This is a genomic window from Infirmifilum tikiterense (assembly GCF_054696565.1).
On sequence record NZ_CP182482.1, the window covers coordinates 812,223 to 832,570 of the forward strand.

Genomic DNA, 20,348 nt, shown 5'->3' on the forward strand with positions numbered 1-20,348 from the left:
CAGCTTATCAACGCATTGGATTTTTAAAATCTCATACTGCATCTATTGTAAAGTCAAAATTTTGAAATTAAGCCTTGAGTCCTCTCAATCATCTTGTGGAAGAATAGGAAGTGGGGAACATGAGGATGAAAAGCGATCGGTCACCTATCTTTCTACTCTCAGTTGCAATAAACTTAAAAAAGACTCCCCTAAGACTCATTGAGGTGGCATCAACGTGGTCAGACGCCGTGAAAAGAAAAGCCGGTACTATCGGGGTAGCCGAACACACGGGTGGGGGAGAGTAGCGCAACACAGGAGAAGCGGCAGGAAGGGCGGCAGGGGACGTGTTGGCTACCACAAGCACAAGTGGAGCTGGACGGTAAAGTATGCCCCTGACTGGTACGGGGCGCATGGTTTTACAAGGCATCCATCACTCGTAGTGCAGTTCAGGGCGCTCAACGTCGGTGTGCTCGATGAAAAGATAGAGGAGCTCGTAAACCTTGGGGTCGCAACAAGAAGCGGTGACAGTTACTACGTCGACCTGACGCTGCTAGGTGTGAATAAACTGACGGGGAGTGGAAGGGTTTCGAAAAAAATCGTAGTGCGGGTTCATAAGGCTACCGAGCAAGCTATCGCGAAGATTTCGGGGGCCGGAGGGAAGGTCGTTACACCTGGTGAAACCAATTGAGCACTTATGAACGGTTATCACTCATATTCAGAGTACTACCTGAAGTCGAGCGCCCCTCAAGGAAGCCAAGCCTTGGGGAAAGACTATTCTGGACGGCCTTAGTTCTAATAGCGTACTTCCTATTGGGACAGATCCCGCTTTACGGTATTCCTAGACAGACTCAGGGAACCATCGGTGCACTCGAGTTCCTACGCATAGTCATGGCCTCAAAAAGAGGGACTTTGATAGAGCTCGGAATAGGTCCGATAGTCACGTCGGGAATAGTGTGGGAGCTTCTCGTCGGCAGCAAGATAATTAACTTGGATCTTACAACCAGGGAAGGCCGCAGAACCTTCGCCGGGCTACAGAAACTCACCGCTATTGTTTTCGCCGCACTGGAGGCTTTCGCCTACATATACGGTGGTGTATACGGCGCCCTCACTACTACACAACAGTACCTCGTTTTCGCCCAGCTACTCGTCGCAAGCATCTTCGTTATTCTAATGAACGACATGCTTGAGAAAGGCTGGGGTGTGGGTAGCGCAGTTAGCCTATTCATAGCTGCCGGAGTGGCACAGCAAATATTCTGGGAACTGTTCAGCCCGATAGGCCCTCTGGCGGATGGCCTGTATTATGGCTTTTTCCCATCGCTGGCCGTGGGTATCGCCACTTTTGCTACAACGGGGAACTCTACGCTCCTTCGCTATGCAATACTTCGCCCCTCGGGCTATCCTGACTTAGTAGGCTTTGCCTCGATGATTTTCCTTCTACTATTCTTGGCGTACCTTGAAAGCACAAAAGTAACTATACCTGTGGCGAGCGCCAAGTTTAGTGGAATGCGCACGCGCATACCGTTAAAACTCCTCTATGTCTCCGTAATGCCGGTAATCCTTGTAGGCGCATTATACGCCAATATTGTAATGATAACACAAGCCCTCTGGCCTCGCGTAAACCCCGGGAACACGAACCCTTACCTGAACATAATTGCGATGTACAACTACACTCCGAGTGGCCCAATTCCCATGCCGGGAAGCCTGGTCTACTACATAACCCCGCCACGCTCTCTCTTCTCCGTAATCAATGACCCTGTGCATGTTCTAGTATACTCTTTGCTTTACATCATCCTAGCGGTTTTATTTGGCGTTGCATGGATTATAACTTCCGGTATGGATCCCGAGAGCCAAGCTGAGCAGCTTGCCAAAGCTCAACTACAGATACCTGGGTTTAGGAAGAGTGAGAAGGTTATTGCGAACATGCTCAGGCGATACATCTGGAGTCTGACAATCCTCAGTAGCGTTCTGATAGGTGCTATCGCCGTTCTAAGCGACCTGCTAAGAGCCATGGGAGGGGGTACAGGAATTCTTCTGCTAGTCGGAATAATCATCCAGTACTACTCGATCCTGGCCAGTGAGCGTGCACTGGAAATGTACCCATCGCTTTCGCGGCTACTGGGCGAGTAGTGTAACTCCTATACAGTACGTGAAACTCGACCTCATAAGCAATCTTTCGCTTTCTTGAGACAAAATAAAGTTTTAATATACATAAAGGCAATAAAAGCTGGTGAAATAAAAATGCCCAGGAAGGTTACTGACAAAATAATTGAGAGGAAAAAACTCATCCATGAGTACTTAAGGAAGCACGGGCCTATCCCGACAGTCGAGATAGTGAGAGACCTGGGTCTTTCCCACAGCCAGGTATTCTACATTTTGAGGCTCCTACTGCGCGAAGGTAAAGTCAAGGAGGAAAGAAGAGGGAAAATGGCTTACTGGGTAGCAGTTGACTAGGTTTAAACGGTGAATTTAAATAGTAAACGCGCTGTAATCAGGAGGTGTCAAAGATGGGAGGACGTCAAAGGACCTCCATCTTCATCGAGAAGAAGAGGGAGCTCTCCAAGGAGAAAGCTCAGGCAGCGAAGACGAAGGAGAAGCAGCCGGAAAAGTAGGATAATCGATGCTAACGTGCGCGTATCCTCCGCGCAAACCCACATACACAAGAGCGGTAGCTCTGCCCTCCTCAAACTTCTCCAACCTTCCAGAACCGGCGAAAACCTTTCACATAGCACTCCTCGCTAGGGCTGCCGCAATATTCAGAGTGGAAGAACTGGCTGTTTACGTTCACGAAAGCTATCCATGTGACGCTATTAAAGATGTTGTGGAAGCTCTAGAGACACCGCAATACCTTAGGAGAAAAATCATCCCTAAGAAACCCTCTTTAAAATACATTGGCCTAGTTCCTCCTCTCGCGATACCGTCTCATCAGCTGAAAAACGATGATCTAATATACAGGGAGGGAGTTATACTTGCAAAGAAAGAAGGCAGAGTACTCGTAGACATAGGTCTGGATAAGCCTGTTCTAGCGGTGGGGGAAGGGAAAATAGGATCCCGAGTCACTGTGAAGCGAGTTGGCGATGCTTGGTTCCTGGCTTCATCCAGCGAGGTTGAGGTTTACTGGGGGTTTAAGGTCATCTGCTTCCAAGGAATGCGACCCTTGGTGGAGCACTACAAGAGGAGGAATTTTATGATCATTGCCACCTCTCGGCGAGGTAGAACTGTAGACTTAGCCTTCTTGAAGGCTTTAACTTCTGAGGTGGAAGAGCGGGAAGCTAAAGGGGTGTTGCTTCTTTTTGGTAGCTGGAAGAAAGGGGTATATGAGATAGGGAAAGAGGAGAATGCGAATATTGATGAACTGGCAGATTTCGTCTTGAACACGATCCCCTGTCAAGGAACACGCACAGTCAGAACTGAGGAAGCTGTCCTCGCTACGTTATCGCTTCTAAACTTAGTCCTCGATTGACTCCTCGTCTTTCCGGCTGTCGCCAAACCTGTTGTTACCGCGTGGCCTGCCCCTAACGTAGTGGGTGCGACTGCTACGTGCCTCATTGTTTCTGCGCTTATTAGACACCTCGTCGTGATCGGTGAGGCCTATGGGGACTAAGGCAAAGCTGAATCAAAAATGTGGACTGTTGATAAAAGCGGAGACTACTCAACCACAGGTCGTGTAGAGTAAATTTAATAAACCTACACCTGTAAAAGCGAAGAGGTGTATCTCAGGAGCTGTGGTGAATGTGAATGGCGAAGGGTCATAGGCCACGTAGAGGGTCTCGAGCGTATTACCCGCGGAAAAGGGCGCGAAGCATCGTAGCCAGGATTCGTCGCTGGCCTAAAGTCAACAGCGTTGTCCCGTTAGGCTTCGCTGGTTACAAGGTGGGTATGGTTCACGTTGTAGGCGTGGAGATGAACAAGAACAGCCCCTTCTACGGTCAGGAGAGGGTGTACCCTGTTACCGTCGTTGAGGTCCCCCCTCTCCGCGTTGTCGGTATTCGTGTCTACGCGTCGGGCTTTTATGGTTTGAAAGCTATAGGAGAGCTATGGGCCCCGAAGCTTCCGGAAGATTTGAAGCGCGTGTTCACTGCTCCTAAGAAGGAGAACTACTTCGAGGAGCAGAGGAAAAAGATAGAGGAAGTCCGCGACAAAGTGCAGGAGGTACGGTTGATTGTCGCTACACAGCCGCGTATTACAGGGCTAGGGAAGAAAAAGCCCGAGGTCTTCGAGATAGCTGTCGGTGGATCGCCATCTGAAGCGCTGGAGTTCGCTCTCAACCGTTTAGGCAAGGAGATCGATGTAGGAGAGGTTTTCAAGGAAGGTGACTACGTGGACGTCATAGCTGTCAGCAAGGGCAAAGGCTTTCAAGGCGTGGTAAAGAGGTTTGGGGTAATGGAGATGCCGCGGTGGCACAAGCACCGGAAGGGCCACAGGAGAATTGGAAGCGTAGGTCCTCAAGGTCCAGCAATAATGTTCTACACTCCCTTCCCTGGTCAAACAGGTTTTCACCAGAGAACGGAGTACAATAAAAGGATACTGAAGATCGGCGATGCAAGCTCTGAGAACATAAACCCCCCCGGTGGTTGGCCTCACTACGGTCTTATAAGGACAAAGTATATCCTCGTTGAAGGAAGCATCCCTGGTGCGATTAAGCGGCTAGTTAAGCTTAGAATGCCTATACGACTCCGCAAGCCAGTCGATCCGCCTAAGGTAGTTTATATAAGCACTCAGTCATGGCCTCAGGCAAGCGGGTGAGCGTAGATGGGTAGCGCCGAACTTGTTCTGAGAGAAGCGACAGTTTACGACATAGAAGGAAAGGAAGCCGGTAAAGTTCAGCTTCCGAAATTCTTCAGCATGCCAGTGCGGCTCGACTTAATTAGACGGGCTTTCCTTGCAGTCTTCACGTCCAAACTACAGCCTAAGGGAACAGATCCCCTTGCTGGTCTGCGAACCACCGCTGAAAGCCTTGGCGTAGGCCACGGCATCGCAAGAGTTGCTAGAATTAAAGGAGGTTTAAGAGCAGCCCGAGTACCTCAGGCAGTAAAGGGAAGGAGGGCGCATCCCCCAAAAGTCGAGAAGATTATCAAAGAGCACATTAACAAGAAGGAGAAAACTCTTGCACTTGCCTCCGCTTTAGCCGCAACAGCCTCGAGGGAGCTCGTGCAACGCCGAGGTCACATTGTGCCGGAAAAACAACTTCCTATAATTGTCACAGACGATTTCGAGAGGGTTAGCAAGGCATCCGAGTTAAGAACAATACTTAAAAACCTTGGGCTCTGGGCAGACGTGGAACGGGCCGCTGAGCGGGTGAGAATTAGAGCCGGTAAAGGCAAGATGCGCGGACGCAGGTACAAGAAACCGAGGAGCCTTCTAATCGTCGTAGCTGATGCTAAGAATTTGACTAAGGCTGCCGGAAACATGCCTGGAGTCGACGTTGTTAGTGCACAAAAACTCACGGTGTCGCATCTTGCTCCAGGAGGCGTACCCGGGCGCCTCACGGTCTACACTGTGGGGGCGCTAAAAGTACTAGAGGAGAGACTTAACTCCGTTATGGTGGTGTGATAATGAGTAGTGGTCAAAGTGTAATCATTAGGCCGCATTTAACAGAAAAGACGTTGAGGTTGATAGAGCAAGCCAACACCCTGACATTCATAGTCGATCGTCGCGCCACCAAGAAACAAATAAAGGAAGAGGTCGAGCGAATGTTCGGAGTGAAGGTTGAGAAGGTGAACACCTTGATTACGATGGACGGCAGGAAAAAAGCTTATGTAAAACTCTCTAAGGAATACTCGGCCTCAGATATAGCTACACGTATGGGAATGGTATAGGTGGTTTAAATGGGTAAAAGAATACTGGTTCAACGCAGGGGACGCGGTGGATCAGTGTTTAGAAATCCAGGCTGGAAGCGTGTGGCGCCGGCACGCTACCCCGAGTACAACGCAGAGGAGTTCAAAAACAAGGTCCTAGTCGGCTACGTGAAGGCCCTCATCCACGAGCCCGGCAGAGGCACGCCACTGGCTATTGTGAGATTTGAGGACGGCAGGGAAATGGTTATGATACCTCCAGAGGGACTGGCGGTTGGTCAGAAGATCTACTACGGTGCTAAAGCCCCCGTGGTGCTTGGAAGCATTATTGAAGTAGGCAATGCACCTGAAGGTACGATAGTCTCAAACATCGAGATTCGCCCTGGGGACGGGGGTAAAATAGCGCGAAGCAGCGGAGCATATGCCACGATCTTAGCTCACTCAAACGGCAAAACTCTGTTGCAGCTTCCATCTAAGAAAGTCAAAGAGGTGGACAGCAATGCGCGCGCTACTGTGGGTATGGTTGCCGCAGGGGGACGTACCGAAAAACCGTTTCTTAAGGCTGGTAAGATGTACCACTGGTCCCGTGCCAAGTCCTTTAAGTACCCCAAAGTAAGAGGCAAGGCAATGTCGCCGTACGCGCACCCAGCTGGAGGTGGACACCACCCGAAGGGCTTAACCCCGGCTCCCCGGAACGCGCCTCCCGGGAGGAAAGTAGGGCATATAGCCGCTCGCAGAACTGGCCGCAGAAAAGGCGTTCCAAGAGCGCAGAAGTAAAAATACAGGATTATTTCTTCTCCGGTTAGCCGCTTATTGTCCTCAAAATGGTGCTTTCTAGCGATGTTGCTACGCCGCCACCCAGTTTTCCCTTTACATCACGCATTACTATGCTCTCAATGAGCATTTTACTGATGTAGGGAGTTCTCCCGAAAAGAATCTTGCTTTCCCAGACCATGATGGCTTTGTTAAAGCCGACTGAGCAAAGGGTTTTAGGCTTAGAAGCGAGGAAAATAGGCTTGTGTACATGGATGGGTTTTTGCCCCTCGAGTTGCCTCAGTACGTTTTTCGCGGCTGTTTTACCTTGCAGTATAGCCTCTTCCGCCATCTTCATCGCGTAGTCACTGTCGTATGCGAAATGGTTGATGTCGCCGATGGCATAAACATCCTCAAAACCCTTAAGCTGTAAAGTCTGGTTTACTACTAGCCACCCCCTTCCTTTAGTTTCGACTGGTAAGTCGAAACTAATTTGAGGTGCTCTGATGCCCAAAGACCAGACGATGTGGGAACACTCAAGTACGTGGCCGCTCTCAAGTATAAGCCTGTTATCCTCCACCCGCTTTACTCCATCGCCTTTTATCACTTTAACACCGCTCACGCGGAGAAAGCTTTCTACGATTTCGCTCGCACGCTGGTTATTTAGAGTAGGGAGCAAGTTAGGCATTTTCTCAACGATAACAACCTTCTCTCGCCCCAGCTTTTCCGCGAGCTCACCAGCGACCTCAACTCCTGTAAGACCACCACCAGCAACGCACACGTGATCCGGTGGAGCCTCTTCGAGCCGTCTTTTCAACTCAAGGTAGTCTTCCAATCGCCACGACGGGATCGTAGTCTCGGCTCCGGGTATTCCGTAGTACTCTGTCTGAGCTCCAGCCGAGAGAATCAAGTAGTCGAATTCCAAGCTTTCACCGCTCCTTAAAAGAACCTGCTTGTTCTTCAGAGATACTCCTACAACCTCACCTTTAATGAAGGAAACTCCAAGGCGTCTCGAAATCTTCTCGAAAGGCTCGGTTATATCATCTACTGTCTTTTTATCCGAGAGTAGGTAGGGTAGCGAGGGCAGGTAGACAAATCTATCACTCTTGTCCACCAAAGTTATCTCACAAGACTCTGCAGCCGCAGATTGTCTTAGTGTTTTCAGAGCGTAGTAGCCTCCGAATCCTCCTCCTACAACAACTATCTTTTTAGTCATACATGACGTTTTTCATAGTCGATAAGATATATTCACTTAAGTAAACTTAGTTGTTATTAGATTACCTCTCTCAACAAGATAAGTTCGCTACCTTACCTCGTGCCTCCATGAAGGTGCTTTTCCCATCTCCCAGGGCTTATTCAAGTTCTCTAAGGGTAGAAACTGTCGTGATATTTAGGGAATTTAGGGAGAGTGCTAAGTTGGGAGGTGACTTAAGGAGTCTTAAATCAAGTGTTGCTCCCTTTATACCCTTTGTCTTCTCTTGCATTTTAACGATGACGATAAAGTAAGGGATAAGTGGAGGGGGTATCGAAAAAGCTTAAATTGCCGAGAACGTATGTGAGGCAGGTGCAACCCTAATGGAGTCGTCCAGTAAATACGCCTACCGAGGGTACAGCTTTGAAGAGTTAGCTCAGATGCCGCTAGAGAAGTTCATCGAAATTGTGCCCTCCAGACAGCGAAGAACGATTCTAAGGACGATAATTAAGGGCACTAGCGAGGAGCACCTGAAACTCCTCGAGAAAATCAGACGCGCCAATAAGCTTGTCCAAGAGGGTAAGAAGCAGCCCGTCATTAGAACGCATCTGAGAGACTTCGTTATCCTCCCCGAGATGGTAGGTCTCGTGATACACGTCCACAACGGAAAAGAGTTTGTCCCGGTTGAAATAACGCCCGAACGCATAGGTCATTACCTAGGCGAGTTCGCGCTCACAACAAAGAAAGTAGAACACGGAGAGCCTGGCTTGAAGGCTACAAGATCCTCAATGTTCGTAGCGCTGAAATAGGGGTGAAGCATATTGTCGCAGAACATCAAAACATTCAATTTTCTCATCGAAGGAGGTAAAGCCACTGCAGGTCCACCCATCGGCCCGGCACTCGGACCCCTAGGGCTAAACGTAATGCAGGTGGTTAAGAAAATCAACGAGTTAACTCAGGACTACGCCGGTATGCGGGTTCCCGTCAAGGTAACCGTAGACGTCGAAAAGAAAACATTCGAAGTCGAGGTCGGGACTCCAACAACCGCGGCACTTATTGTCAAGGAGCTCAAAGTTGAGAAGGGGGCCCACCAGTCGACGAAGGAATGGGTCGGGAACCTTACGGTAGAACAGGTGATAAAGATAGCCAAGATAAAGATGAAGGACATGGGCGCAAAAACTCTTAAAGCAGCCGTTAAAACCGTAGCGGGAACCTGCCAAAGTATGGGTGTCACCATAGATGGGAAGCCCCCGAAGCAATTTATAGCAGACCTTGAGAAGGGTTTGTACGATGAGGTTATAAGTAAACACGAGGGTGAGGCATCGTGAGCGCAACGGTAGCAAGTATCGTTAACAACATCCCTGAAGCTATTCGTAGTGCTCTCCAGGCATCTCCAAAGAGAAGGAGATTCAAACAGAGCGTTGAAATGATAGTTACCCTCAAGGATGTTGACTTGAAGAAGCCTGAGAACAGGATAAACACTATCGTTACGCTGCCATACCCTCCCCCCTCGAAGCTGGCTAAGGTTGTGGTAATAGCAACCGGTGATACGGCGCTTAAGGCTAGAGAAGCCGGCGCTGACCTCGTGATAGATGCTGAAGGGTTGCAGAAGCTTTCTGGCGACAAGAAAGCACTTAAGAAGCTTGCGAAGAGGTATGACTTTTTCCTGGCCCAAACAGACCTTATGGTGCAGGTTGGACGTGTGCTAGGCAAATTCCTCGGCCCCCGAGGCAAGATGCCTCAACCAATACCTCCTAATGCGCCAATAACCCCCCTTCTAGAGAGGTTCAAGCGGTCTATCAGAATCAGGTTGCGCGACGACCCTGTTGTCATGTGCAGGATTGGAGTGGAGGATCAGCCCATTGAGCATCTTGCTGCTAACGCAAAGGCTGTCCTGGACGAACTGCTCAAGAAATTCACGTACAACAATATTGGTAGGATATACTTTAAGCTAACCATGGGTAAACCTGTAAGACTCGAGAAAGCAGGTGAAACGAAGTGAGCGTGGCTGTAGCCATACCAGGTAGAAGAATGAGCGCAGCGAGAGCACGTAAAGCGAAGCTCGTAGAGGAGCTGATTGGTTACCTGAAGAGCTATAAGTACTTCATGATCGCAGGGATCACGGGATTGCCTTCATCAGTCATCAAGGAGAGCCGGAAGCTGCTAAACCAAAGAGGGTCAGTGCTCAAGGTGGTGAAGAACACCCTATTCCTTCTCGCGCTCAAAGAGAGCGGCAGGTACGTGGATGAGTTCAAGAACTACCTTCGAGGGCAGAATGCCGTCATATTTACGAACGATAACCCCTTCGAGATCCTTCTTTTCCTGGACAAGCAAAAGATAATGCGTGAGGCGCGCCCAGGCGATATAGCCACCAAGGAGATCGTTGTTCCTGCTGGCAACACCGGGATACCTCCGGGCCCGGCTATAAGCCTCTTCAATAAGCTCAATATACCCATAAGGGTTCAGGAGGGCAGCATATGGGTGGCGAAAGACACCGTTGCCGCTAAGCCGGGGGACACCATTTCACCGGAGCTCGCCGATTTGCTGAACAAGCTAGGGGTAAAACCGATTGAGAGCAAGTTGAACATCAAGCTTATAGCAATTGATAGCAGGGTTGTTAAACCCGAAGAAGTAGAGCTAGACCCCAGCATCTATAAAGAAAAAATAAAGGAAGCTTACTCGCGGGCCTTCAACCTGGCCTTCAACGCGGCTATTCCTCTACCCCAGGTAGTGCACCTACTCGTTGCAAAGGCCCATCAAGAAGCGGTAGCGCTCGCCCTCGAAGCCGCGCTTCCGGTAAAGGAGACCCTGCCTTTCGCGATCGCCAGGGCTCACGCTGAGGCAACCGTCCTCTATAACCTCATAAAGTCTCGGAATCCGAACTTTTGAACATAAAACTAAATATTTGGTAGAACCTTCTAGCCTTTGTGACGGTGAAGGAGGACTTCATTAACCTGCCGTTTTTCGTTGAAAACGGCTGGGTAAAGAAAACATGCCCTGTCTGCGGCCGTGTATTCTGGACTCTAAACCCTGAGAGGGAAAAATGCGGGGATCAGCCGTGTGAGCCTTACTCTTTCATCGGACAAAAAGTAGGTGTGAGCGTCGACTCAATATCTGAGGTTCGCAGAATGTTCATAGATTTCTTTGAGAAAAGGGGTCACACCTCCGTAAGAAGGTACCCTGTTGTGGCAAGGTGGCGTGAGGACGTTTACCTCGTGGGGGCTTCAATATACGATTTTCAGCCTTGGGTTACGGAGGGCTTAGTCCCGCCCCCCGCAAATCCACTCGTCATCTCGCAGCCGAGCATTAGGCTAACGGATGTAGATAACGTGGGGAAAACAAGCCGACACCTGACCGGGTTTGAGATGATGGCTCACCACGCTTTCAACTTCCCTGGCGTCAATATATACTGGGCGAACGAGACCGTGGAGTTCGCCTACGAACTCTTTACGAGGGTTTACGGGGTAAAGCCTGAGGAAATAACCTTTATTTACGATATGTGGAGTGGGGGTGGGAACGCAGGAGAAGACTACGAGGTCATAGTCAGAGGCCTCGAGGTTGCCACTCTTGTATTCATGCACTACAAGACAGACGAGAGCGGCGGGCTGATCCCGATAAGCAACAGGATAGTAGACACAGGCTACGGCTTGGAGCGAATCTACTGGCTCCTAACAGGCGCCTACAACGTCTATGAAGCTGTTTTCCCGGAGATAGTAGAGTACTTGAGGGTGAAAAGCGGCCTGGAGAGACCGCAGGAGGAGATAATGAGTAAAGTCGCTAGGGCCAGTGGTAGCTTAGACTACAAGAAGCCCCTCGAGGCTTTAGCTACGCTTTCAAACATAGCTAAATCTGTCGGGATGAGCGTAAACGAGCTTAAACGGTACCTGGAGCCGTATGAGGCCATATATGCCATAGCTGATCACACGCGAACTCTGATGTGGATGATTGGGGATGGGATCGTGCCGAGTAATACAGGAGCTGGCTACCTAGCTCGCCTCCTCATCAGAAGAAGCCTGAGGTATATGCGGAAGCTCGGGCTCGAGATGAAGCTGAGCGATATAATAGCTAAGCAGATAGAGAAGTGGAGAAACGATTTCCCCGAGTACAGCGAAGTTCAAGAAGACATACTTGACATCATCGATTACGAAGAGGATAGGTTTAGGGAAACTGTCGCCAGGGGTGAGAAGGTTATCGAAGAGATAATTAAAGACAGCCTTGACAAGGGTGTCAAAGAGATTCCGGGGGACACTCTCTTGAAGCTATATGAATCGCACGGCATTCCACCCGAGTTTCTTGAGGAGAGAGCTGCGCAACGGGGTTTGACTGTGAACACCGTTGGCTTCTACTCTAAGTTGGCAGAGCTCAAAGGACGCTCGGCTCAAGCCTTCAAGGAAGCTGTGAGGATGCAGATAGACCCAAGCCTGGTTCAAGGCTTCCCGCCCACGAGAAAGCTCTACTACGAGAACGAGAAGCTTTTTGAGTTCACAGCAAAAGTTGTGGGCATTATCGACGGGAAGTACTTGGTTCTGGACCAGACGGCTTTATACCCTGAAGGAGGTGGTCAGCTGGCTGACACGGGTTACCTTGAGTTCGACGGGCAGAGATGCGAGGTCGTACATGTCCTAAAAGTTGGCGATGTGATACTTCACGAGGTTCGGGGTGAACTGCCAGCTGTAGGGTCCACGCTGAGAGGCGTGGTCAACATAAGTAGGCGCCTCAACCTAATGCGCCATCACACTGCAACGCACGTCATCCTAGGGGCACTGAGGAAGGTCTTAGGCAAGCACGTCTGGCAAGCGGGCGCGCTGAAAACAGAGGACTACGTGAGGTTTGATTTCACGCACCATAAGCCAATTACCCCAGAGCAGGCTCAGCAGATCGAGCTCCTTGCAAATCGGGTGGTTTGGGAGAACAGGCGTGTGATAAAGCGGTTCATTGGAAGAACAGAAGCTGAGCAAAAGTACGGCTTCACGCTCTACCAGGGCGGGGTGGTCCCCGAGAAGGTGCTCAGGGTCGTGGAGATCGAGGGGTGGGATGCCGAAGCCTGCGGGGGAATGCATGTGGATAACACGGGGGAGATAGGCCTCATAAAAATTGTGGGTTTCGAGAAGATCCAGGATGGGGTTGTAAGGGTAGTATTTAAGGCGGGAGAGCCTGCTCTAAGGTACGTTCAGAGCAGAGACTCCTTGGTCTCTGCTCTTAAGGAGCTCTTGAAGGCTCCTGAAGAAACCCTCGTCGAGAAGGTGGCAGAGCTTCTGAGCAGAGTAGATCATCTTGAAAAAGAGGTGAAACGCCTGAAAGAGCAGACTCTTATAGGCTCTCTTCAGCAGACCGTAGCTCCAGCTCTCACGATCGGTGAGACAGAAGTTTACCTAATCGACAGCGCTGACGCAGATCCCCGTGAAGTTGCGACTACATTGGGAAGGTTAAAACCCAACGCGGTGGTGGTTGCGTATGGCAAAGACGGGAAAATAGCTATCAAGGTGGGCGATCGGGCACTGAGCACATACGATGCGCGAGACGTAGGCAGGAAGCTCTGCGAAAAACTGGGAGGGAGAGGAGGAGGCGTGAGGGACCTGTTCCAGGGCCGCGTGGCCGATGTCGCGAACTTAAAGAAGGTTCTCGCGGATGTCTTTGGAGCTTGAAATTTGCGGTAAAACAGCTCCTATACGGCTTTCACCCAGACGCGAGCTTTTTGAAGCCGCTGCAGATTTCTACTATCTCCTCAATAGGGGTTACAACAGGAAGCTTATTCTCGACCTCGTGACTTCAAGGTACTCACTCTCAAGGCTGGAACGACTGTGCCTCTACCGTTCGGTGTTTTCAAAGTCAGTTAGCAATCTTCGCAGAGCGAAACTCGTGAAGGTGGGGGCTCTCAACGAGTATGGAAAGCTGGTGATAGACGGCTTCAACCAGGTAAGCACTGTAGCCTCGGCCCTCATCGGAGACACGCTTGTAGCGTCCACTGATGGGCTTGTGCGGGATCTTGCCGCTACTAACAGGAAGGTTACTTTATGCCCGCTCTATGTTTCAGCCCTCTACTTTTTACTCTCGATCTTGAGTAGGCTGTTTAAAGGCGACGTGGTGATCGTTTTTGACTCGCAGGTAAGCTGGTCCAAACACTTCGCTGAGATTGCCAGAGAGCTGTGCAAGCTCCAGTCTCTGAACTGCACTGCCTTGCTGTCTAATAAAGCGGACCTCACTGTTGTTGTTCAAGCTAAAGAGGGCATACCAGTCGCTTCCAGCGACTCTGTCATCGTTGACCGCGTAGCTCGCGTGTTCGATCTCGCGGGGGAGCTAGGCAAAATTATATCACCCTGCGCGGTTCTAGAGATCGTGGTGTCGCAAGTTGAAGAGGCTCAGCCCACGTGAGCAACGCCGAATACTGGAGAGAATGGGGTTGAACCTCCGCGACCTCCCGGATGTTGAGGAAGTGACGCTTAAGCTTAAGGACAAGGTGATCGTCATCCGAAACCCCGTGGTGCATGTTCTGGAGATAAAGGGGGGCGGTAAGATCTACCAGGTATCCGGCAACGAAGAGGTAGCTGCTCAGGTCCCGCAGACCCCGGTCGAGGTATCAGAGGAGGACGTCGACCTCGTTGTCGCGCAGACAGGGGTTAGCCGGGATGAGGCCAGGCAGGCGCTCCTAGAGAGCGGCGGCGACTTGGCGAAGGCGATTCTACTCCTCTCGGCTAAAAAGCGAGGTGTTTAGCACCTTTTAGGCACAGACCCGCGTCCAGAAACGGTGAGATAGCATGTTAAACAGGCTGAAAGGAAGACTGCAATCTGCTTTTGCCATCCTGGCAAAGCCCCTAGTTCGCGCTCGCGTGGACCCAAACTTCATTACGGTTTTCGGCCTGGTTTCCGGGGTGCTGGCGGTATGCTTCTACAAGATTTACCCGCTGATGCTTCTCTTTGTCCTGCTTATGGCCCTGTCTGACGGTCTTGACGGCTACGTGGCCCGCGCGTTGAATAAAGCAACAAGTTTCGGGGCTTTCCTCGATTCGACTATAGACCGGGCTGAGGACATGCTGCTAACCTACTTACTTTACCTAGTAGGGGCCGTAGACGTGCCCGAACTGGTAGCGCTGTCAACGGGGGCTTTCCTTGTAAGTTACACGCGGTCTCGGGCCGAAGCCTTGGGGGTTCATATGGCGGGAGTTGGCCTCGCCGAGCGCGCTGAGAGACTCATCCTGACCTTCATCGCCCTGGCAGTCTACCCACTTAGCGCTGAATTGGCTCGCACAGTATGCCTGATACTTCTCTTACTCATAGTTGCAACAGTCATTCAACGGATCTTACACGTATATAAAACTCTAGCAGGTGAGAGCACTTGATAGAAGTCGACGGGTCCTTCGGCGAGGGAGGAGGGCAGCTGCTAAGGTACAGCGTAGCGCTCGCAGCGCTCCTCGGCGAGGAGTTGAGGGTGTTCAACATCAGAGCTAAGAGGGACAATCCGGGTTTGAGACCGCAGCACATGGCTGCGGTGAAGTTCATAGCACAGCTTGTGAAAGCTCAGGTTGAAGGCCTTCGCGTTGGTTCCACCGAGATAATCTTCCGGCCCTCAAGGAAAAGGCTAGAGGGGGGCACATACTCTGTAGATATTGGAACAGCGGGTTCTATTACGTTATTCCTTCAGGCAACGCTCCCAGTACTGCTAGCCGCCAAGGGAAGTGTGGTGCTTGAGGTGAGAGGCGGCACGAGTGTGCGCTGGAGCCCCCCATACTACTATTTCGAGAATGTTCTGCTACCGCTTTTCTCAAAGATCGGCGTGAACGCCTCCTCGAAATTAGTAAGGCACGGTTTCTACCCCGAGGGAGGAGGTATAGTTAGAGTGACGACGCACCCCTCCTACCCTCTCTCGCCGCTCAAACTTGTGAGAAGCGACAAGGTAGGGTTAATTGAAGGGATTTCATACGTGGGAAACTTGCCGTGCAGCATCGCATCTAGACAGGCTACCACGGCTAAAGCATCCTTAGAGAAGATGGGTTACCACGTCGGGGAGCTAAGGCTCGATTGCAATACGCCGTCTGTGGGGAAGGGGACGGGCATAGTGCTCTGGGCAAAGGTGGGTGAAGGCATAGTTGGCGGGGACTCGATAGGGGAGAAAGGTAAGCCGGCAGAAGTGGTGGGGGCAGAGGCCGCAGAGTCCCTGCACAAGAGTCTCAGGTTGGGAGTGCCTGTTGACCCTCACGCCTCAGATAACTTGGCTATCTACCTGTCGCTAGCAGATGGCGAGTCGTTTTTCGAAACCTCTGAGGTGACGTTACACCTTGAAACAGCGCTTGAACTGTGCAAGCAGATTCTAGGCTCAGAGTATTACGTCGAAAAATCTTCCACTGGAGTGAGGGTAAGGATAAGAGGAGTGGGATTCAGGTAATCACTCGCATCCTCATCACAATTTTTGCCGGTTTTTCCGTCCCAAAATGGAAAAAAGATTGTTCGCAATAGTATGAAACTTGAGAACATTGCGCTCAGGTCGACGCTTTTATCTCCAGAGGCGTCCCGACTTTAACCCCGATAATGTCAGAAGCCCTACCGCGGTTCACCGCGAGCTCGAGAACCCCACAGCTGTTGATGAGGGCTATAAGCTCTCCTTCCGCGGCTTCACCGAACGTCCTGTAAAATCTCGCCGTGTAGCGTCTCCCATCAACGAGGATGTGAAGGGTTGACCCGAGACTTACACCAGCCTGTTGAAGAAGCCTTGAATCAATGCTGGTCGCCACGTTCCCGAACCGATCAATATGCGCTACGTAACCCACGAGACTTCCGTCCTTGAACGAAGTCTCAGGCTTTCTCAGGTGCACTATACCCTTCACCTGCTCTCCAACCTCCTCTACACTGCCGCCGCAGGCCAGAAAGGAGGCTACTGGCGCGAAAATGTCCCGTCCGTGAAAAGTATGCGAGCTCTTGGTCTGCCACGGGACGCGAACTATCGCCCACGCGCTGGTCGGCGGGTCTTTTGCCGCCACCTCTGCGAAAACACCGTTGTCAGGCCCCACAAACCAGAACCTCCTCGTCTTGACAATTATAGGTCTCCTCTCGGTCCCCACACCCGGGTCCACAACCACGAGAAAGATCGTCTCATCAGGGAAATCGTCGAAGCAGCAGTTGAGAAGGTACTCCGCATCAAGGAGAGACCATGGATCGATCTCATGAGTTATATCAATGAGCTCGGCTCTCGGGCAAAAACGCTTAAGGACAGCTTTAACGGCTCCTACGTAATAATCCTTTGTTCCAAAATCCGTCAAGAGGGCTATTAGGCTCATGGGTACCCAAGAAAGGCATCTCTCTACAAACTATTTATCCTAATCCCCGCACGAAGAAGACGTGAACATTTCGATACGCTTTGATGGCAAAGAGTACACATTGGTGTACGGATGCCTGGAGGGGCTTAGTGACGAAGGGTTCCAGGGCGCATTAAAATGGTCGAGGGAAAAGACTAAGGAAGGCTCCTGGCTCATACTTCTACGAGACTGCTGTAAGCTACCCGACAGGCGAGTAATAGTCACTTCTCTGCTTCACACTCTTAGGAACTTTAGTAGCGGTAGAATGATATCGAGAGATCTAGTCCACGAATTCCTACTGTTCCTAATAGGCGTGAGAAACATCAAAGACGCGGTGAGTTTCTTCGGTGAGGGTCAAGGTACCAGGGCTGGCTTCGTAGGTATAAGTAGCCGCGGCGCCGAACCCATATTCGGCTTGCTCGAAGAAATAAGGGGGGTCTTTAAAGCTGTTGAGGAGGAACCCGACGAAGACTGCTGGATTAGCCTCTACTCAGCCTTCCTGAACCTGCCCCCTGACAGAGAGCTTCTGGTCAGAGCTCTAAGGGCCAGAGCCACTCTTCTCGCCCTCACTTTGTAGACTCCTCCCACTTCTCCTTGCCTCCCTCCTCAGCCTCTCGACGGACACTATACTCGAGAACTTTACAACACCTACTCCAGCTTTCTCGCCGATAACCTCTACAACAATAACCTTGTCGGGAGCCTCTAGACTTACTCTGTTTTTAATGTTGCTGGCGATTGCGTCGATTATCTCTTCGCGCCTGAGCTCAGAGAGCCTTACGTGCGCTTCTACTTTGTAAGTTTCTGAAGGAAGGATTCTCTCAGCTGCGAGCCTGAGTGCTGCCTCTCGGATCTGATCCAGAGTTGCAGGCACCGTTGTTTGCACGGGTGTAACCTTTAAAATGTATCTGAAGTACCAAGGATTACTCATCAATTTCTCACGTATTTTCTCGGTGAAGGCCTCGGGGTCCATGCTCGTTTTTGCGACAATAAGGGAGGGCAACCCCGTCTTGCTAGCATCAAGGTACTTATCGCCTATCTCGCTCGCAAAGAACCAGAGCTCGCTTATGCAGTCATTTTCCCGTTGCCTATAGGTTGCGACGACGAGATTAAATTCGTCTAGCATACCAGCGATCGATACTTATTCCGAAAAGCATTAATATATTTCATGTGTAGCAATACCCCTTAGCCGTGAGGTGGTTACGGTGGAATTCTGCCCCAAGTGCGGCTCACTTATGGTGCCCAAAAAGAAGCAGGATGGCCTCTACCTCGTCTGCCCTAACTGCGGGTACGAGGTGAAAACAAAGGATACTAAAGGCTACTCAATGCGTGAAAGCGTCTCTGAGGACAAGAAGACTAAGGTCTCGGTTTTTGACGTGAAAGCCGCTAGAACGGACGAGGAGGAGCGGAGCCAACTACGGGAGATCTACGAGGTTTTCCTAGAGACCCTTGAGGAACAGGAGGAAGAATCGTCTGAAGAGTGAGCCCTCGGGATAGAGATGAGGCTCGCCGTCGTCGATAAAGCACTGTGCAAGCCGAGCAAGTGCAACCTCGAATGCGTGCGCTTCTGCCCGGTTAACAGGGCAGGGTCTAAGTGTGTATGGATTGATGAAGCTGAAAACAAAGCCAGGATCTCCGAAGAGTTGTGTGTTGGTTGCGGAATATGCATCAAGAAGTGCCCCTACTCCGCCATATCGATTGTTAACCTGCCGGAGAAGCTTTCTAGAAACCTTGTGCACCGCTACGGCCCAAATGCCTTCGAACTGTTTAAGCTCCCGGTACCTAAGGAGGGGAGATCGCTTGGAATACTGGGTAGCAATGGAGTTGGAAAGTCAACCTCGCTGAAGATCCTAGCCGGTGTTATAAAACCGAACCTCGGGAGGTATGAGTCTCCACCTGACTGGGATGAGATAATCGACTTCTTTAAGGGTTCTGAGCTCCAACCCTACTTCGAGAAACTGGCAAGCGGCAGTCTCAAAGTATCTTTTAAGCCTCAAGCAATCGACGCTTTGAGGAAGTACTTCATAACAGTGCAGGAAGCTCTCGGGAAAGTTGACGAAAGAGGCATTGCGAGAGAGCTAATGGAGTACTTGGGGCTCTCGCAGATAAAGGACAGACCCCTCCGAAACCTAAGCGGTGGGGAGTTGCAGAAGGTCGCTGTGGCGGCAGCTTTATCTAGGGATGCTAGTGTCTACCTCCTCGACGAGCCTTCTAGCTACTTGGACGTTCGCGAAAGGCTCCGCGTGGCTAATCTTATTCGCGACCAAGTGAAGCCAGGAAAATACGTCATCGTCGTTGAGCACGACCTAGCGGTGCTGGACTATGTGAGCGACCTAGTCTCCGTCATCTACGGTGAGCCTGGAGTCTACGGAATCGTTGGCATAGTGAAAGGTGCTAGAGCCGGGATAAATGCGTTCATTGAAGGCTACATACGTGAGGAAAACGTGAGGTTCAGGGAGTATAAAATAGAGTTTCATGAGAGACCACCCCCGGTTGAGTGGCCTGTTGAGAGCGTAATGTTAAGGTGGAGCGACCTTGTGAAGAAGCTCGAAAACTTCACGCTGCGCGTCGAGCATGGAGAGGTGCATCGAGGAGAAGTTATCGGCGTTTTAGGACCAAACGGGATCGGCAAGACTACGTTTGTAAGGATGCTTGTGGGGGAGCTCGACCCGGACGAGGGCTGGATTGAAAGGCCTTTAAACCTGAGGCTTAGCTACAAACCACAGTTTCTCGGAGAAGTACAATTCGAAGGTACAGTCAGGCAATTTCTTCAGGCATCGGGGGTCGATACGTCTTCAAGCTTCGTTCAGGCTGAGCTTCTGAAGCCTCTTCGTGTTCACAGCCTCTTTGACCATGATATGCGTGACCTCAGCGGGGGTGAGCTCCAGAGGGTCTTGATTGTCTCAGCTCTAGGGAGAGATGCTGACCTCTACCTCCTCGACGAGCCGATGGCTTACCTTGACGTAGAGCAGAGATACGCTGTAGCTAAGGTGGTAAAACGCCTTACGGCCGAGAAGGGTACCGCGACGATAGTGGTCGAGCACGATATTGTGGCTGTGGACTTCCTGGCTATGACGATAATGGTATTTAAAGGTCAGCCAGGGCTGAGGGGTGAAGCCCTAGCGCCGAGCAGTATGCAGAAAGGTATGAACGAGTTCCTTAGGGATATGGGTATTACGTTCAGGAGAGATCCTGAGTCTAAAAGACCAAGGATAAACAAGCCAGGCTCCTGGCTTGACAGGTACCAGAAAACCGTGCTAAATGAGTACTATTACGTCGTGATGGAGGACAAGGAGGAGAGTCGAGAATAAAAAAGTTTATAAGTTTACCTAAAGTAGAGTTAGCGCA

23 protein-coding genes are annotated in these 20,348 nt (G+C 50.8%); 20 read left to right on the top strand and 3 right to left on the bottom strand.

What is annotated here, in order from left to right:
- Window positions 1-214 precede the first annotated feature (214 nt).
- The 8 genes from ACNO7C_RS04470 (at window position 215) to ACNO7C_RS04505 (ending at window position 6,548) form a co-directional block, all read left to right on the top strand.
- A complete protein-coding gene (locus tag ACNO7C_RS04470; protein WP_460025759.1) occupies window positions 215-667 on the top strand; it encodes an uL15m family ribosomal protein in 453 nt (150 codons plus the stop codon).
- Window positions 664-2,106, top strand: coding sequence for a preprotein translocase subunit SecY (secY, locus tag ACNO7C_RS04475; protein WP_460025760.1), 1,443 nt, complete (start codon window positions 664-666; stop codon window positions 2,104-2,106). Before ACNO7C_RS04470 ends, secY begins: the two co-directional genes overlap by 4 nt.
- A gap of 111 nt (window positions 2,107-2,217) precedes the next feature.
- Window positions 2,218-2,430 carry a FaeA/PapI family transcriptional regulator gene (locus tag ACNO7C_RS04480; protein ID WP_460025761.1) on the top strand — a complete coding sequence of 71 codons (213 nt, stop codon included), beginning with the start codon at window positions 2,218-2,220 and terminating at the stop codon, window positions 2,428-2,430.
- A 166-nt stretch (window positions 2,431-2,596) separates the two neighbouring features.
- Window positions 2,597-3,439, top strand: coding sequence for a putative RNA uridine N3 methyltransferase (locus tag ACNO7C_RS04485; RefSeq protein WP_460025762.1), 843 nt, complete (start codon window positions 2,597-2,599; stop codon window positions 3,437-3,439).
- A gap of 275 nt (window positions 3,440-3,714) precedes the next feature.
- Window positions 3,715-4,722: a 50S ribosomal protein L3 gene (locus ACNO7C_RS04490; protein ID WP_460025763.1), complete on the top strand. Its 1,008-nt coding sequence runs from the start codon at window positions 3,715-3,717 to the stop codon at window positions 4,720-4,722.
- A 6-nt stretch (window positions 4,723-4,728) separates the two neighbouring features.
- A complete protein-coding gene (rpl4p, locus tag ACNO7C_RS04495) occupies window positions 4,729-5,529 on the top strand; it encodes a 50S ribosomal protein L4 (protein WP_460025764.1) in 801 nt (266 codons plus the stop codon).
- Between the two features lie 2 nt (window positions 5,530-5,531).
- Window positions 5,532-5,795: a 50S ribosomal protein L23 gene (locus tag ACNO7C_RS04500; protein WP_460025765.1), complete on the top strand. Its 264-nt coding sequence runs from the start codon at window positions 5,532-5,534 to the stop codon at window positions 5,793-5,795.
- 9 nt (window positions 5,796-5,804) lie between these two features.
- Window positions 5,805-6,548, top strand: coding sequence for a 50S ribosomal protein L2 (locus tag ACNO7C_RS04505; RefSeq protein ID WP_318537947.1), 744 nt, complete (start codon window positions 5,805-5,807; stop codon window positions 6,546-6,548).
- Window positions 6,549-6,573: 25 nt separating this feature from the next.
- Here ACNO7C_RS04505 and ACNO7C_RS04510 read toward each other — a convergent pair whose 3' ends face one another.
- Window positions 6,574-7,740, bottom strand: a complete 1,167-nt coding sequence (locus ACNO7C_RS04510; protein WP_460025766.1) for an NAD(P)/FAD-dependent oxidoreductase — start codon at window positions 7,738-7,740, stop codon at window positions 6,574-6,576.
- 359 nt (window positions 7,741-8,099) lie between these two features.
- On the opposite strand from ACNO7C_RS04510, the gene ACNO7C_RS04515 reads away from it, so the two are divergent.
- Genes ACNO7C_RS04515 through rtcA form a run of 9 tightly spaced genes read left to right on the top strand, consistent with a single transcriptional unit; the run spans window position 8,100 to window position 16,096 of the window.
- Entirely contained in the window at window positions 8,100-8,525 is a 426-nt protein-coding gene (locus ACNO7C_RS04515; protein ID WP_460025767.1) for a 30S ribosomal protein S19, read from the top strand.
- Window positions 8,526-8,549: 24 nt separating this feature from the next.
- A complete protein-coding gene (locus tag ACNO7C_RS04520) occupies window positions 8,550-9,044 on the top strand; it encodes a 50S ribosomal protein L11 (RefSeq protein ID WP_460025900.1) in 495 nt (164 codons plus the stop codon).
- Window positions 9,041-9,718, top strand: coding sequence for a 50S ribosomal protein L1 (locus ACNO7C_RS04525; RefSeq protein ID WP_460025768.1), 678 nt, complete (start codon window positions 9,041-9,043; stop codon window positions 9,716-9,718). Before ACNO7C_RS04520 ends, ACNO7C_RS04525 begins: the two co-directional genes overlap by 4 nt.
- Entirely contained in the window at window positions 9,715-10,605 is an 891-nt protein-coding gene (locus ACNO7C_RS04530; RefSeq protein WP_460025769.1) for a 50S ribosomal protein L10, read from the top strand. Before ACNO7C_RS04525 ends, ACNO7C_RS04530 begins: the two co-directional genes overlap by 4 nt.
- Window positions 10,606-10,643: 38 nt before the next feature.
- Entirely contained in the window at window positions 10,644-13,361 is a 2,718-nt protein-coding gene (gene alaS / locus ACNO7C_RS04535) for an alanine--tRNA ligase (RefSeq protein WP_460025770.1), read from the top strand.
- Window positions 13,345-14,088, top strand: coding sequence for a DUF434 domain-containing protein (locus ACNO7C_RS04540; protein ID WP_460025771.1), 744 nt, complete (start codon window positions 13,345-13,347; stop codon window positions 14,086-14,088). Before alaS ends, ACNO7C_RS04540 begins: the two co-directional genes overlap by 17 nt.
- Entirely contained in the window at window positions 14,066-14,428 is a 363-nt protein-coding gene (locus ACNO7C_RS04545) for a nascent polypeptide-associated complex protein (RefSeq protein WP_318537939.1), read from the top strand. The genes ACNO7C_RS04540 and ACNO7C_RS04545 overlap by 23 nt, the downstream gene beginning before the upstream one ends.
- Before the next feature lie 43 nt (window positions 14,429-14,471).
- The gene (locus ACNO7C_RS04550; RefSeq protein WP_460025772.1) at window positions 14,472-15,053 is read left to right on the top strand and encodes a CDP-alcohol phosphatidyltransferase family protein; all 582 of its coding nucleotides are present in this window, start codon (window positions 14,472-14,474) and stop codon (window positions 15,051-15,053) included.
- Window positions 15,050-16,096 (top strand): RNA 3'-terminal phosphate cyclase, encoded by a 1,047-nt coding sequence (gene rtcA / locus ACNO7C_RS04555; protein WP_460025773.1) that lies wholly within the window; start codon window positions 15,050-15,052, stop codon window positions 16,094-16,096. Before ACNO7C_RS04550 ends, rtcA begins: the two co-directional genes overlap by 4 nt.
- Window positions 16,097-16,190: 94 nt before the next feature.
- Here rtcA and ACNO7C_RS04560 read toward each other — a convergent pair whose 3' ends face one another.
- Window positions 16,191-16,985, bottom strand: coding sequence for an SAM hydrolase/SAM-dependent halogenase family protein (locus ACNO7C_RS04560; protein WP_460025774.1), 795 nt, complete (start codon window positions 16,983-16,985; stop codon window positions 16,191-16,193).
- Between the two features lie 61 nt (window positions 16,986-17,046).
- On the opposite strand from ACNO7C_RS04560, the gene ACNO7C_RS04565 reads away from it, so the two are divergent.
- Window positions 17,047-17,580, top strand: coding sequence for a hypothetical protein (locus ACNO7C_RS04565; RefSeq protein WP_460025775.1), 534 nt, complete (start codon window positions 17,047-17,049; stop codon window positions 17,578-17,580).
- Here ACNO7C_RS04565 and ACNO7C_RS04570 read toward each other — a convergent pair.
- The gene (locus ACNO7C_RS04570) at window positions 17,542-18,126 is read right to left on the bottom strand and encodes a THUMP domain-containing protein (protein ID WP_460025776.1); all 585 of its coding nucleotides are present in this window, start codon (window positions 18,124-18,126) and stop codon (window positions 17,542-17,544) included. The genes ACNO7C_RS04565 and ACNO7C_RS04570 overlap by 39 nt on opposite strands.
- A 70-nt stretch (window positions 18,127-18,196) precedes the next feature.
- Here ACNO7C_RS04570 and ACNO7C_RS04575 point away from each other — a divergent pair, with 70 nt between their 5' ends.
- Entirely contained in the window at window positions 18,197-18,484 is a 288-nt protein-coding gene (locus tag ACNO7C_RS04575) for an NADH pyrophosphatase zinc ribbon domain-containing protein (RefSeq protein WP_460025777.1), read from the top strand.
- 15 nt (window positions 18,485-18,499) lie between these two features.
- The gene (locus tag ACNO7C_RS04580) at window positions 18,500-20,311 is read left to right on the top strand and encodes a ribosome biogenesis/translation initiation ATPase RLI (protein WP_460025778.1); all 1,812 of its coding nucleotides are present in this window, start codon (window positions 18,500-18,502) and stop codon (window positions 20,309-20,311) included.
- Window positions 20,312-20,348: the final 37 nt, after the last annotated feature.

Coding starts and splice junctions, on each gene's coding strand:
- ACNO7C_RS04480 (WP_460025761.1), top strand. CDS start 2,218: ATGCCCAGGAAGGTTACTGACAAAATAATTGAGAGGAAAAAACTCATC.
- ACNO7C_RS04485 (WP_460025762.1), top strand. CDS start 2,597: ATGCTAACGTGCGCGTATCCTCCGCGCAAACCCACATACACAAGAGCG.
- ACNO7C_RS04490 (WP_460025763.1), top strand. CDS start 3,715: ATGGCGAAGGGTCATAGGCCACGTAGAGGGTCTCGAGCGTATTACCCG.
- rpl4p (WP_460025764.1), top strand. CDS start 4,729: ATGGGTAGCGCCGAACTTGTTCTGAGAGAAGCGACAGTTTACGACATA.
- ACNO7C_RS04500 (WP_460025765.1), top strand. CDS start 5,532: ATGAGTAGTGGTCAAAGTGTAATCATTAGGCCGCATTTAACAGAAAAG.
- ACNO7C_RS04505 (WP_318537947.1), top strand. CDS start 5,805: ATGGGTAAAAGAATACTGGTTCAACGCAGGGGACGCGGTGGATCAGTG.
- ACNO7C_RS04510 (WP_460025766.1), bottom strand. CDS start 7,740: ATGACTAAAAAGATAGTTGTTGTAGGAGGAGGATTCGGAGGCTACTAC.
- ACNO7C_RS04515 (WP_460025767.1), top strand. CDS start 8,100: ATGGAGTCGTCCAGTAAATACGCCTACCGAGGGTACAGCTTTGAAGAG.
- ACNO7C_RS04540 (WP_460025771.1), top strand. CDS start 13,345: ATGTCTTTGGAGCTTGAAATTTGCGGTAAAACAGCTCCTATACGGCTT.
- ACNO7C_RS04550 (WP_460025772.1), top strand. CDS start 14,472: ATGTTAAACAGGCTGAAAGGAAGACTGCAATCTGCTTTTGCCATCCTG.
- ACNO7C_RS04560 (WP_460025774.1), bottom strand. CDS start 16,985: ATGAGCCTAATAGCCCTCTTGACGGATTTTGGAACAAAGGATTATTAC.
- ACNO7C_RS04570 (WP_460025776.1), bottom strand. CDS start 18,126: ATGCTAGACGAATTTAATCTCGTCGTCGCAACCTATAGGCAACGGGAA.
- ACNO7C_RS04580 (WP_460025778.1), top strand. CDS start 18,500: ATGAGGCTCGCCGTCGTCGATAAAGCACTGTGCAAGCCGAGCAAGTGC.